Annotated in this window: 14 protein-coding genes and 1 tRNA gene; 5 read left to right on the forward strand and 10 right to left on the reverse strand. The window is 47.4% G+C overall.

What is annotated here, in order from left to right:
- Positions 1–7 precede the first annotated feature (7 nt).
- Together BP71_RS19705 and BP71_RS19710 are read right to left on the reverse strand one after the other, a co-directional pair.
- Positions 8–1,303, reverse strand: a complete 1,296-nt coding sequence (locus BP71_RS19705; protein ID WP_496382327.1) for an esterase-like activity of phytase family protein — start codon at positions 1,301–1,303, stop codon at positions 8–10.
- A 92-nt stretch (positions 1,304–1,395) separates the two neighbouring features.
- Positions 1,396–2,232, reverse strand: a complete 837-nt coding sequence (locus BP71_RS19710; protein WP_496382329.1) for a DUF6268 family outer membrane beta-barrel protein — start codon at positions 2,230–2,232, stop codon at positions 1,396–1,398.
- A 391-nt stretch (positions 2,233–2,623) separates the two neighbouring features.
- On the opposite strand from BP71_RS19710, the gene BP71_RS19715 reads away from it, so the two are divergent.
- Both BP71_RS19715 and BP71_RS19720 read left to right on the forward strand, forming a co-directional pair.
- Positions 2,624–3,664 (forward strand): NAD(P)-dependent alcohol dehydrogenase, encoded by a 1,041-nt coding sequence (locus BP71_RS19715; protein WP_496382331.1) that lies wholly within the window; start codon positions 2,624–2,626, stop codon positions 3,662–3,664.
- Between the two features lie 190 nt (positions 3,665–3,854).
- The gene (locus BP71_RS19720; protein WP_496382333.1) at positions 3,855–4,346 is read left to right on the forward strand and encodes a hypothetical protein; all 492 of its coding nucleotides are present in this window, start codon (positions 3,855–3,857) and stop codon (positions 4,344–4,346) included.
- 137 nt (positions 4,347–4,483) lie between these two features.
- Here BP71_RS19720 and BP71_RS19725 read toward each other — a convergent pair.
- Positions 4,484–4,556: transfer RNA gene (locus BP71_RS19725), tRNA-Lys, on the reverse strand.
- A gap of 886 nt (positions 4,557–5,442) precedes the next feature.
- Here BP71_RS19725 and BP71_RS19730 point away from each other — a divergent pair.
- Entirely contained in the window at positions 5,443–6,012 is a 570-nt protein-coding gene (locus BP71_RS19730) for a hypothetical protein (RefSeq protein ID WP_496382335.1), read from the forward strand.
- 270 nt (positions 6,013–6,282) lie between these two features.
- Here the strand turns inward: BP71_RS19730 and BP71_RS19735 are convergent, their stop codons facing one another.
- Positions 6,283–6,573, reverse strand: a complete 291-nt coding sequence (locus BP71_RS19735; RefSeq protein ID WP_496382337.1) for a MafI family immunity protein — start codon at positions 6,571–6,573, stop codon at positions 6,283–6,285.
- Positions 6,574–7,139: 566 nt separating this feature from the next.
- Between BP71_RS19735 and BP71_RS19740 the strand changes: the two genes are divergently transcribed.
- Entirely contained in the window at positions 7,140–7,796 is a 657-nt protein-coding gene (locus tag BP71_RS19740; RefSeq protein ID WP_496382339.1) for a hypothetical protein, read from the forward strand.
- A gap of 179 nt (positions 7,797–7,975) precedes the next feature.
- Here the strand turns inward: BP71_RS19740 and BP71_RS19745 are convergent, their stop codons facing one another.
- The 3 genes from BP71_RS19745 to BP71_RS19755 all read right to left on the reverse strand — a co-directional run bounded on the left by BP71_RS19745 (position 7,976) and on the right by BP71_RS19755 (position 9,452).
- Positions 7,976–8,467 (reverse strand): SMI1/KNR4 family protein, encoded by a 492-nt coding sequence (locus tag BP71_RS19745; protein ID WP_496382341.1) that lies wholly within the window; start codon positions 8,465–8,467, stop codon positions 7,976–7,978.
- A gap of 166 nt (positions 8,468–8,633) precedes the next feature.
- The gene (locus BP71_RS19750) at positions 8,634–8,963 is read right to left on the reverse strand and encodes a hypothetical protein (protein WP_496382342.1); all 330 of its coding nucleotides are present in this window, start codon (positions 8,961–8,963) and stop codon (positions 8,634–8,636) included.
- A gap of 117 nt (positions 8,964–9,080) precedes the next feature.
- Positions 9,081–9,452, reverse strand: coding sequence for a winged helix-turn-helix transcriptional regulator (locus tag BP71_RS19755; protein ID WP_496382343.1), 372 nt, complete (start codon positions 9,450–9,452; stop codon positions 9,081–9,083).
- Between the two features lie 100 nt (positions 9,453–9,552).
- Here BP71_RS19755 and BP71_RS19760 point away from each other — a divergent pair, with 100 nt between their 5' ends.
- A complete protein-coding gene (locus BP71_RS19760) occupies positions 9,553–10,221 on the forward strand; it encodes an NAD(P)H-dependent oxidoreductase (protein WP_496382345.1) in 669 nt (222 codons plus the stop codon).
- 60 nt (positions 10,222–10,281) lie between these two features.
- On the opposite strand, the gene BP71_RS19765 is transcribed toward BP71_RS19760, so the two are convergent.
- The 3 genes from BP71_RS19765 to BP71_RS19775 form a co-directional block, all read right to left on the reverse strand.
- On the reverse strand, positions 10,282–11,538 hold the full coding sequence (locus BP71_RS19765) for a ComEC/Rec2 family competence protein (RefSeq protein WP_496382347.1): 1,257 nt from the start codon (positions 11,536–11,538) through the stop codon (positions 10,282–10,284).
- A 19-nt stretch (positions 11,539–11,557) separates the two neighbouring features.
- On the reverse strand, positions 11,558–11,860 hold the full coding sequence (locus BP71_RS19770; RefSeq protein ID WP_496382348.1) for a hypothetical protein: 303 nt from the start codon (positions 11,858–11,860) through the stop codon (positions 11,558–11,560).
- Between the two features lie 77 nt (positions 11,861–11,937).
- A complete protein-coding gene (locus tag BP71_RS19775; RefSeq protein ID WP_496382350.1) occupies positions 11,938–13,380 on the reverse strand; it encodes a SusD/RagB family nutrient-binding outer membrane lipoprotein in 1,443 nt (480 codons plus the stop codon).
- Position 13,381 lies beyond the last annotated feature (1 nt).

Raw genomic sequence — 13,381 nt, forward strand, 5'->3', positions numbered from 1 at the left:
CGGAATCTTACCAGAGCGGGTGCTTCAATTTGACAAAATAGATGGTGTTACGATCCACCGCGCCAGTTGCGGGCAGTAACTTCTGCGCATAAATTCCACCTGAACCTACGACACCGAAGTCGTCGTCGTTTGAAATTGCAATGGTATGCGCATCGATTATAGCGATCCCTTCCGCCTTGTCGTGCGGATACAGCGACGTGATATCCGTCATCAGGTCCGCCGCAAGGGTTTTCGTTACGGGTACAATGCCGTTGGCTGCGAGGTTGGCGGCTGTTTTCAGCTGCTCGGCAGTAAGCCCGCCATACAACTTGCCGTTTTCATTATTGGCAGGGTCCGAAATATCGGTTGCGCCGGAAATATCGATCTTATATACCTTCTTGATCACCGTTGCCCGATTCGCATTGGTTGCATATTCACCATCTCTTTCCAGCACGAGGAAAGTGGTGTTCGTAATCGCCACGATCTCACTATTGGCCTGTAAATTAGCCTTATCGATCAGGTACACATACTGTTTGCTAAGCCCGCTCGCGATATCATAGGCGAGGATCCGCGTCACGAGGGAGCCTGAAACAGCAGTGGAAGACGGGTTGTACAGCGGAAACTGCATGATCCCCACAAGCGTCTTGCCATCCGGCGTGATCGTAAGGCCCTCCATACCGCGGTTGGGTCTGCGCTTTGCAAAAACCAAAGGAATTTTGCGACCGCCGGCGCCATTGCCAAACGGGTTAATGCGTTCGATCGTCTTGCCGTTCGCATCGAAATGGGCCAGGTGCGGGCCGTATTCGTCACTCACCCAGAATGTGCCGTCCGGTGCCATGGCAAGTCCTTCGGAGTCGAGGCCGTCGATGCTGTTAGGCAGGGTATTACCCACCACATCCAGCGCCAGCTCGCCGCTGAAACCAAAACCTGCCGGATTGGGCAACCCATTCAGCTTAACACCGCTTTCGTTTTTGAGCTCGATTATCTTTTCAAGAACCAGCTGATCGCCGATCAGGCGGAATTTGCCGATCTGCGGAGCAAAACTCGGATCCGCAAACACTTTGGAGTCGGCAATGGTGCCGTCGATGTTCGAACCGCGGTCGGTCAGGAGGTAGAATGCCCCGTGATCGTTCGGGTCCTGCACCATCGCCGACCCGAAACCGCCATTGTATACTTTGACATTTCCGACCTGGGTAATGACTGTCGGGTTCTGGGCTTCTGCTCTTTCCGGATAAGTTTCTGAGGGGACATGGTGGTCGGTGCAGCCGCTGAGCACAGCTAGTCCGCCCGCTGTTGCCATGAAGGAAAGTATAAAAGGTTTCATCTGCCTTTGAGGTTAGTTCGTCCAAAACTACACCCGCAGATTTTACCCGAAAGTTAATTCACAACGCCATAGATCAAGATTATGTTAACGATCTATCTCCGGCCTTTGCTTTTAAAACGAGGTGGCTGCACATAAAACTCAACAGTAGCGGCCAGCCCCGACGTGCGCACCGGTATAGCGTCATGGACCATCTTATTGGACAGGTTCTTCCGGTATCCACCAAATACCTCCACTCCGGCAAATTTCCCGATTTTCCGGTTATAGGAGATCCCCATATCGACGTCGATGCGACGGCATACATCGGGCGTGCCTTCCGCGACCCGATTGAGATAATACGTCCGTGTAACTGCTTCCGCTTTGAAATACAATATATCGGCCGGTGAAAGGTTATGCCGCCAGGCCACTTTTTTGGGCAGCATAATTTCCACACCTTCTCTTTCCGAGAGGTTGTAGTTGAAGAGGAATACCGGCAGGAAGGTCAGTTTATAGCTTTTATTGAAGATAATACCTGCTCCGATCTCCTTGTTAGGGGATTTGCGTTTGAGATAAGACGCAGAAATTGTGTAGTTCAGCGGAATTTCCTTTGCCGACAACATCGCAAAATTCCCGGTTTTATTGATATGGGACGTCACGACCAGCCATGAAGTGCTATCGAGTCTGACGAATGAGTTCAGGTCCAATGCAAAAGTCCGCAGATTCCAACCCTCGAATTTGCTGGCCGGGTTTTCGCCGCTGCTCTTGAATTCGAGCTGTTCGGCCCGGTAATTGGGACCGAGCACAACAGCCACGTTCTTTTTATTGACTACCGGGAGCCATGCACGCACAAATACTTCTTCGTTGGTAAAAGTCTTCGTTCCGCTATTCGGAAAGCGATACACTTTCCCCGGCGCATGCGTGGTCCGGAAAGTGATCCATTTGGATGGTGCCATACCGGGCAAACCGGGCTTTTGGGCACAACAAACCATGGTCATACCCCACAAGGATAAGAAAACTACAAACGCCTCCGGCTTGCGAAACTGCATACTTGGCTTGTAAATGGTTGAATCGTTCGAACCTGCAATAAAATATTAGCTGTGAGGCCGTAACACGATACCGCATTATTTAAGTTCCGGAACAATATTCCTGAAATAGAACGCATTGAGGGTATACGTTGAACATCACGGTATATTAAACGAATTTCATCCCTGATCAGATACGTGGATTGACTTTTTTTTGCACTCAAACCTATTTGAAAACTATAATTAATGGTTTGATTGTATTAATTGCCGTCAGGATCATCCGCACTATTTTTGTTTGATAGTTTAATCCCCATTTTCTGATATGATACAAGCCAAAGCGTACGCTGCCCAAACCCCGGAATCGGATCTGGCCCCCTGGGATTTTGAAAGAAGGGAAGTAGGCCCTCACGATGTCCAGCTCGAAATACTGTATTGTGGCGTTTGCCATTCCGACCTCCATCAAATCAAGAACGACTGGTTCCCGGGCGTTTTCCCGATGGTCCCCGGTCATGAGATCGTTGGAAAAGTGACCGGTACCGGTGGGCATGTAAAGAAATTCAAGGTAGGCGATCTCGCCGGTGTGGGTTGTATGGTTGACTCCTGCCAGGTTTGCGAAAATTGCCAGGACGGCCTGGAACAGTACTGCCTCGACGGTAACACGCAAACCTACAACAATCTGGACCGCAGCGGGATACCTACCTACGGAGGTTACTCCAACACCATCGTTGTTCGTGAAGAATTTGTTCTTCGCGTATCCGACAAGCTTTCCCTGGCCGCGACCGCTCCCTTATTGTGTGCCGGAATTACCACCTACTCGCCATTACGCCATTGGAAAGTGGGCAAAGGCCATCAGCTGGCGGTGCTGGGGCTCGGTGGTCTTGGGCACATGGGAGTAAAGTTCGGTGTTGCATTCGGTGCCGAAGTGACCGTTCTGAGCACGTCCGCTTCCAAGGAAGAAGCTCCCCGCGCATTAGGCGCGCACCATTTCGTGGTAACTTCCGATCCGGCGCAGGTAGAAAGCGTAAAAGGCAAGTTCGACTTCATCCTCGACACCGTGTCTGCCGAGCACGATATGGATCTCTACCTCTCGCTCTTGCGCACGAACGGCACGCTCATTGGCGTGGGTGCCCCGTCGAAGCCCTACTCCATCCAGCCGTTCTCTCTCCTCGGCGGACGCAAGAGCGTGGCAGGATCAGGAATCGGAGGCATCCCAGAAACCCAGGAAATGCTGGATTTCTGCGCTGAACACAACATCGTTTCGGATATCGAACTCATCGACATCAAAGACATCACCGCCTCTTACGAAAGAATGCTGCGCGGCGATGTACGGTATCGGTTCGTGATCGATATGGCAACATTGTAGGCGTATCCCCCGGGTGGCTACTCATACCGGGGGTATTCTTTTATAGCTTTCATCAGGCTGTTCTGGTGATCACTATTCTCATTTTTAAAGCCCCTGGAATGGACAATAAAAAATGTGGCACCGTGAAGTGCTGTTGAGTTCGTGCTAGGCTATCGGATATTGCTATTCTTTAGAAACAATCACGATTCAAATGGGATTTGGCTTTAACCTATTTTTTGTATTCATTCTTCTTCCTTTTACCATTGCCAGTGCAATCATCTGGCTGGGAATAACAGTACTTATATTGCTTGCGGTACTTATTCAGTCATTGACTTCGAAAACGGTTTTGGCGAAAGAAGATTACTACGGAAACTATGTCGTTAACCGAGATTATTTTCCCGGAAAACAGGCCGATTGGCAATACAACACATTCCGATTCGAGATAAAAAGCAATGACTCAATTTACTTTTATGTAACTGATGAAGAAAAGGTCATACAGACATACCGCGGTACTGTCGACATGAATGGCCCTTACCAATCCAAGAGACTAAAAAACAAGATGGTTACGCCTACTCATCATATAGTGGCGGATAATCCTACCACCTATCGTAGCATCTGGAGTTTCTACCTGGTTTTTAACTCGCAAAAATTCAGCAATATGTTTTTCAAGAAAGGCATTTGGAAACCGTTAGAAACGAGATAGTTCGGCGGGGTAATCGTCATGAACATATGCCCGGCCACATCTGCATTGAGAACTTTATACTCCCACAGAACAAAGAGCGCCAAAAGCTTGCAAATCAAATGAGGCAAGTTTTTGGCGCTCTTTGTTACTTCTTCAGGTGACCCCGGTGAGTCTCGAACTCACGACCCACAGATTAAGAGTCTGTTGCTCTACCAACTGAGCTACGGAGTCAAAGGATTAAATGTGAGCTAGTTAAATATACACATAACTTAAAAAACTGGACTATATTGTTCAAACTAACAATGAAACTAACAATGAAGTCTCCTGCCTTTTAATACCCTTCACCTTTCTATTAAAGGCCAGCAACACATATCTATACTCGTTCAAGAGGAACCATGTATTGACAACCGGGAACAGTCAGTCCGAGCCAAAATCAGAAACCACAACACTTATCAGAAAGCGGTAAAGCCAGGATTCGTAAACCCTGGCTTTCTTCTATGCCGTTTGTCCTGGTGGATGCCATTTGTACAGCCGATATAGAGCGGACTGTCCTGTTGGGTTAAGTTCCTTGTGCCGAGCCAAAGCCTCAATAATGGTCAACTTCTCTTCCGGATCTGCCAAAATGTGCTTCCTTTTCTCTTTGTCGTAACCTTTAACAGCGAACCACACCTCTGGTTCAAACGTACGGGCCTGAACAACGTTCGGCCCTTCTATTGCAACATAGATTAGGAAAAAAGTACACAAATTTGCGGAAACTCGGTTACTACAAATTTTATTGAAGAGCGCAAGTGCAGAATTTATCTACAATTCCGATGCAGACGTTTTGGCGCAACTCCTTCGAAAGGACATACCAACTTTAATTGAACACGGACGGCAATAAATGTATCAGAAAACGGACTTTTGAGGAGACCATAATTTCCTGTTAGAAAAGCCACAATGCGAACATTTCTTACATTTATGAGTGCAATTTTTAAAATATGTCGAATGATATTTAGACTTTCTCTTCTAAGCATCTCATTTTTTCTTGTCTGCCAACTGTCTGTAGCGCAGCACTTGTACATTCCAGCGCCATTTGAAAAAGAAATTGACACATCGAGGACCTTTACGTGGTTAAAAAATGAAGTTAAAAAATGAAGTTAAAAAATTATCAATCAATGATTTAACTCAAAGCACAGATGGGCTCTTTTTTCGCTTCTGGACCAGAGATCAGGTTGTTGAAATATGGACAAAGGATATGATAAGCTTTCACGGGAAGTTAATAAGTTACACAGCTCGGTACGACCGAGATCGATATAAAAAACCCGAAAGGAGGAAAAAAATTTATAGTAAGCATATCAACATAGATTCTGCGACATCAAAATTAATATACGAGCGAGCTACTAGCTTATCGCTTTTTGACATTCCAGATCAAATGCACATTAAAGAATGGAAGCAAGGAACTGATGGATATAGCATTTCCATTGAGCATGCTACACCTCAGAGGTATTCAATGAGATACTATTGGGGTCCCGATTTTCAGGTGAAAATACCAGAGGCAACCACTATTAACAATTTTGATAAATTTTTGACAACAACCTTAGCTACAAGGGAGAAGTGGGACTACTTTATTCAAAGCCTGCCGAGAGGCTGCTATAACAATGGCGGTATTGTGATCATATGTAAAGACCGCAAAAAGCGTAGAAATTAATCCCACATACTTCGCCGACTACTCTGCTCTAAAACCGTGGAGGTGTAAGCATTCCCAAATTACATATTGCGAGCGAGGGCACATATTAGGAAGACGGGCTCAAATAATCCAACCGTTGACGGGACAACCGTACCTCTAAGATGAAGTAGTACTGGTCGACGGTTCACCTATCAACTGGTTTTCAGCATTTGAAAGGATGCTGTCACATTTTCCCCAGGTGAGTGTTGCACAACTCTGCGGAGTTCGCAGTTTTGTTTGAAATGACAATGGCTACTTTGCAGGTCGTATCAATTCTGACATAAATTCGTATTCTTGGCTCTTCAATGACATTCTGCCAGCGATGGCTTCTATTTGGCGGTACAATTCCGAATCGATTAACATGTCGTATTCATACATTTGTGTTAGGATTGTTTCGAATGCCAAACCGAGTTCATTGTATTCAAGAAACGAATTTGCATCAATGCAATCCTTTTCAGGTAAGCCAAGTGATTCGCACTTCGAAATTAAGTTACGCACCTCCTTTCTTAGTATTTGGTTGAATAGATCCATTAAAAACTTCATTATCAACGTGCATTTTTGTAACTTCAGGAATGCAAGGAAGGAAAAATTACTCGGAAAAGCTCTTCGTCAGCTTCCAACTTTCAGATCGCATTCCTAAGGAAAATTTCTATCGTAGGCTTAACGAAACGCTCGATTTGCAGTTTCTATATAGAGACACCCGTGGGTTGTATGGCAAAACCGGCAAAGTGGGCGGAAAGACGAGTCAGTGGGAATATCTTCTTAAGCGGTGCTATCAGCAGTGAAGCGGCATGTAAGCGAGTATGAAACCAAATGACAAATAAATAACATGACGAAGTATCTACCACCCTCATTCGCGCAACAAGTAACAATTTTAAGGATATTATTCTTTTTACTACTGGCGATACCTTCGGTCGGCCAGATTGCAGACTCGTCGGCGATATTAAGGAGACATATGTTGAAGGGTATCCTCAAGGATGACACCTTAATCGTTGAGGACGGGTATAGCAGGAGAGCATACGGAGCTCGTGCATTTATAAGGCATAGGTATCAAGCTGAGACGGCTCAGATTTAATATCATATCAAAATACTTTTCAGACAGCTCTCTAATGTCCAATTCAAAGCAGATTGTTGCCTCTGGCGGCGCACTTTACACTGCTTCCAGCTTGCTTTCGGAAGATTTCGTTAAGAAAATTTTGGCTGACAATGTGGGGTTTACTCCAAAATACGTAGAAAAGTATTCGAAAAATGTCACAAATGCGGTAAAGTCGAGATTGGTGAAAGGAATTGGTGCTTTTTTCATAGGTTTCGGTGCTATTGCGTATATCAATAGCGTTTCACAAGAAATCCAAGATGTAGAGAATAAATTCCCTAAGAGACCAACTTTTGGCAATGAGGAATTGCTGGTCATGGTTCTAGATTTGCGCCAGGAACCTTTCGTCAAGAACAAGGTTTTATTGCTTGACCTTATTGATCATTCCTTAACTTCAAAGATCAATGAAGACGATTTTAATACCACAGTCAACCGAATCGACTCAATTCTATCGAAGGATTTAGACCTTAGCAAGGCGAGAATATTCCAACGTGATAAATGGATCGCATCCAATATTGACACTTTACCTTTACCTACATTGCCAAAATATGTACTGAATGAGTCAAGTAGCTCTGGCACTAAGACCATCCCCATTTTCGCATTTGCTCTGATCGGAGGAGCCGCATTTGTATTGGTTTATTTTGTTCTGGTCCGGAAAGATGTGCTTAAATAGCGACGACGATGATCGGCAAGTTTTCCAACAACACTTAGTAGCCCGATCGTAATGGATGTGTCCAGCAGAATAAGGAAACTCCAAGGCCAGACAAAAGAGAGAGAAAGAGAGAGTCCTAATCCCTCATGCGGTCGGGTGCTGTTTGGCTGCTGGGTCGTATTCACATGTGACGACTAAGGCTACCTATAATTTAAGGCCTCCCAAAATTTATCACCATCTGCGTCGGCGTATTTCTCTATGAATTCAGCAAAATTCATTTTTAGAAAGTACCAATCAATCCGATAATCGATTGGCGTTGCGATAATTATTTCACCGAACGACTTATCATCCGTTGACACGACAAGCAAGTCCAGGTCTCCCAAAAAATTCCCAATCACTAAGTCTGTTCCTATTAAATAACTTTGCCACTCTCGGGCATCGAGATTTTCCTGCTCAATTTCTTCAATTGAAAAAATTCTTAAACCCCATTGTCCATACTCGGAATCTTTAAACAATTCAGCGCCATTCGCTATCGTCAGAAATTCACTAACATCGTGGGGCAGGTGCATACCACTCACCACACCGGCTCCATTAAATTGACATTTGAATTTAAACATGGTTTGCTCTCCCTCATGAATTCCATGCTTTGGAATAGCCCATTCTTCCTTTAGCCTTTGAATCAGGTCCTTCATGCCGTTTAATTTATTGAGAATATCCGAATTGTCGCAAAAAATCATTTAAATTCCTTGGAGCGAGTTATCCATTTCTAAACTGAATAGGCTATCCCAAAGTTAAGATGCATAAATCAGGGGCCATAAGCCCCCTTTTAATTCCCGTCCATATTTGATTAGTTGTTGATTATGCATCTGTTACATTCCAAGGAATGTGCACCCATTGATTGACCAGGTAGAGCTTTATACCTCCGAGCGAGGCCCCGACAGTTGCTGTCTGATAAACTAACATCCCCGTTTCGGGGATCAATGCAAGTCTTTCTGTCCGGCTGACGTTTAACATCCTGGCTGGGTTAAGAAAGTAAATCGAGTTGCCGCTGTCGTCCAAGAATGAGTCTTGTAAGTCACCAGGGAGTGAACCGTTTGACCATTTTACGAGGCGATTTGTAGAAACGCCACTCACGGTCACAGGGCTTGATGCTGGAATCAGTGAAAACTCTCCTATTTCTTTCTTCAAAACCGCGATATTGCAATGCATGTTGCAATACAATCCGTGTTATTGCCCAGTCTATTGCACTAGCGATTCGAAATATAACTATTAATGTAAGAAATTTAATCTCTGTAAGTACTACAATTAATTAATAACCTCCTCAAACGCTTCCTTGTGCGCGTCACCCCAAGCCTCCATCGCATACCACACCGGACTTAGCCGTTGTGCCCACTCGGTCAACTCGTATTCTACACGCACCGGCACCTCTGCATGAACAGTCCGTTTGATTAACCCGGCATTACTCAACTCTTTCAATTGCAGGGTGAGCATGCGTTCGCTGATATTGGGAAGCTCGTCGCGCAGTTCGCTGAAACGCTTCCTGCGGAGATTGAGCTTGTAAAGAATAAGCATTTTCCAGCGACCGCCCAGAACGTCGAGCGCGTACACCATTCCGCAAAAATCATTCAAAACGTGCCGATTAATATTGTTGGTCGATGTTTCCTTTCTCGCTGACATACTTTTTTGTTCGTTACCCACAATGGGTTGTTCATTTCAGGTTTCCCTCTGCACAAAACTAATTTTGTCCATTCTTAATTTCAAAAAAGGCTTTTTTCACATGAAAGTACTGCTTATTTACGCCCACCCCGAACCAAAAAGTTTCAATGGAGCCATGTTCCGGAAAGCGCAGGATACCCTTTTGTCATCCGGGCATGAGGTACTCTGCTCGGATCTTTACGAGATGAATTTTCATGCAGTCTCGGGCGTCAACAATTTCAGCCAACTTCGCAATCCAGACTTTTTCAAGCAACAGCAAGAGGAGCTGCACGCCACCGAAAACGGGTATTTCGTAGGCGACATCGCCATCGAACAAACCAAACTCGAATGGTGCGATGTGATGATCTGGCAATTTCCGCTATGGTGGTTCAGTGTGCCGGGCATTTTAAAAGGCTGGGTTGACCGTGTTTTCGCAATGGGACGTGTCTACGGGCAAGGGAAGTTGTATAAAAACGGAATATTCCAAGGCAAAAAAGCGATGCTTTCGCTCACTACCGGCGGGTATTCCGACGATTATCAGGCAGATGGGCTACAAGGTGAACTTGCGGGGATATTGAGGCCATTGCACCGTGGCATACTGGAATTTACGGGATTTACTGTACTGGAACCCCATACGGTGTACGGACCAGCCAGACTGTCCCCCGAACAGCGCGAAGCCGAACTTTCCCGGTGGCAGGACCGCTTGCGGCGAATCGAAATGGAAGAAGGGATACAGGTTGGGCGATATTAAACAGAAATTTCTAACCCGATAATCCATAAAGCCGGACGGATACTTCCGGCTTTCTTCCTATCAGCGCGATGAATAAGGCCCGTGCACGGATTTGATTTTCAGCTCCTCATTGGAATCATCCAGCACAAATACCCGGTAACTGCCTCCGCCGTTTTCTACCCGCACCACTACATGTCCGCTGTTGCTTTTCAGCCGGTCAAGCATTTCGCCGATCACGAGTTTGTTGGCTTCCAGCATTCCGGTCGCAAATACATCGCGCTCACCCTGGTAAATGCGCTGGGAGTAAATCCGGTCGAGTACGTCATGTCCGGGATGATCCGACGACCACACGGGGATCACGAGCACGCGCGGCCGCAATGCACCGAGCAGGAAGTCATTCTGCGAGTCGCGGTTGCCATGATGGTCGAGAATATGCACATCCACAGGCCCGGCTGCCTTCGCAACGGGTGTCTCCACGTCGTGCCACGCGGGCACGCCGGGTTGCAGCACTCCGGGCGTGTCACCGCCGGTGAAGTAATCAAACTTGCCGTAGCTGATCCTGGTGGCAATGCTGCACATGTTTTCACTGGGATACTGTTCCTGCCGCAGGTCTTTGAGCTCGGGGAAATGTTTCCGGGTTGTGTTCCCGACACCGGTCCAGATCTCGCCATTTGCTGAAATATTGCGGACCTCAAACTGATCCCGGTATTTCTCAGGGTTTCGCAGCAAGACGACCTGATCATTACGACCCGGAACGCTTCTCTCTACACGTAAGCCGTTGTTTTTGACCTGCCAATCGAGAAACCGGCGGTAGTTCCGTATCATCGTGTCGCTGACGGTGCGTGGGTAGCCATAGTCAGGCCAGCCGCGGTCTATGATCTTTTTTACCGGTACAAACTCCGCCACCTCGGTAATTCCTGCCAGCGCATAGCCTGCTTGCGACTTTTTAGAAATGGAAGCTGGCGTCCCCATGTGATCGTCATGAAAATGGGTGATCAGCGCATAATCGATGGCCGGCGTTTTTGTCACCTTCCGTATGTATCGCGCGATCCATTCACCGGGTTGCCGCTCGGGGCCCGGTACCGCAGGGGTGTTACGCGGGCTCATCGTCCGCGCTTCCGTGGGGTCGAGCGCACCTGCGTCGACCAGCATGGTGGTGCCGTCCGGCAAAATCAGAAAGGTCGCATTCCCCCTCCCTGTGCTGATGTGATGGATATCCATTTCACCCTCTTTCCAGGCGGGCAACGTTTGCCCGGCATTTTGCGCGAAACAAATGGGTGTACTGCCGCCCATAAGCAGGGCAAGCAGACCATTCTTCAAAATAGTGGTGTATTTCATAACAGGTGCATTGAAGGGTTCAACTCTGTACTTCCAATTCATTCATTTTATCAAACTCACGGATCGTCTTTCTGATCTGCTTTCGGGCCACACCGCTGTACTGTATCTGCAATAGGCCAGCCTTTTCCGCATCCAGGTTCTTCAACTTCCAGTATTTGGGATGCGTGGGGCCGATCGGTGCCCTGAAATCTTCATCTTTGGGATCCTTAATCAGAACATCCACCTGGATGCTCACTTTGGAAAGGTCGCTGGCCAGCACTCCTTCCACCATTACTTTCACGGCTCTACCGGTTTCTAAAATAAATACTTTTTCGTGTGTCATCTCAATCCAAACATAATTCCGGCCCCAAAGGTAAGGAGCCGGAATAAATTTGGAGAAGCTTTAACAATATCTTAATCTCAATGGGTGTCCCACCAATTCTTTACCGCCTGAGTGTCACCGCCGATGCGTTTCGCGGCCTGCTCGCTGTTCTGCGCATTGCCTGCCCGGGTATTGCTGGGGTATTTCAACCGTTTGGGAACATCCGTTACGTCCGGGTCCAGACTTCCTGAGGCAGGCGGGATAAATAACACGCTGCCATCCGGCTTCTTAGGATCCAGGCGCAGCCGTTCCAGCCATGATTGAATACCCTGCATGTATAATGCGATCCATTTCTGGGTACCGATCACGTTTTTCCAGTCGCCTGCTTTGTAAGGGACTCCTTTCAGATACGTCTCTACTGCTTTGGCGTCGGTGATACCCCATTGCGTCATGGAAGCGGTAACGGCATCGTTGTACAATGCTTCCGCCGTCGCACTGCCCACGTTCATACCGCGCGCAGCCGCTTCGGCTTTAATGAATGCAATTTCTGCATAGGTGATCACATAGCCTTTGCCCGATCCGCTATAAGCGATCACGCCCGGTTTCGAAAGCCCGATCATCGTCGGCACATTGGCTTCGGTTCCATACACCTTGCCCACATACTTGCCGTTCGTCTCATCCGGACGCGCGAAAACCGGCAGGCGGGGATCTTTTACCGATTGCAGATATTCCACCAGTGTGGAGGTGACGGCAAATTCGACCAACGGCCGCTCCACGTCGTTATAGGGAAAACGGTTGGTGGTGGTGGCTACATTATAAGGAAAAAACACATCCTGAGCGTTACCGGTCAGCGTGTTTTTAACAGCGTCCTCAATCACCGCTTTGGCTTCGGCCGGCTGCGCGTCCGCCATGCGCATCGCGATACGCATGCGCAACGCATTGGCGATCCGGATCCATTGTTGTACGTCGCCCTTCGCAATAATATCACCGCGGATGACTCCCGAGGAAGTACCCGACAGCACGTCGATCTGCGTTTTCAGCGAATTCAATAATGCGGCATACACATCCTTACCCTGATCGAACACCGGCTGGGGAATGCTTTCACCCCGCAGCGCCTGCGTGAAGGGAATGTCTACATACACATCCGTGAGCACATGGAAGATCCAGGCTTTCAGAATTTCGGCCACGGCCAGCGTATGCGGGCTTTTTTCGGACGGATGGCGATCATAATAGTTGCTGATTTCCCTCAGGTCCATCAAGGGGCCCGCATACAATCCGGCCCATAGGCCATCGTTGGTGAACAGGAATCGCCCGTCGGAAGTCTTGTCGGTTCCCATCCAGTACTGGGATAGTTCCATACCGATGCGACCGTTGAAATAGGTATCGTACATGAGGTCGCAAGCACGCTTTTCGGCGTTCGACAAAAGGAATTCCGGCTGGGTTTCGCTCGACTTTGCCGGATCGGTATTCAGCGATTCAAAATTATCACACCCTGTAAACACGGTCAGGATGGTGAGTAGAAGCCATATTTTGCTTTTCATA

The organism is Dyadobacter ginsengisoli DSM 21015 (assembly GCF_059568735.1).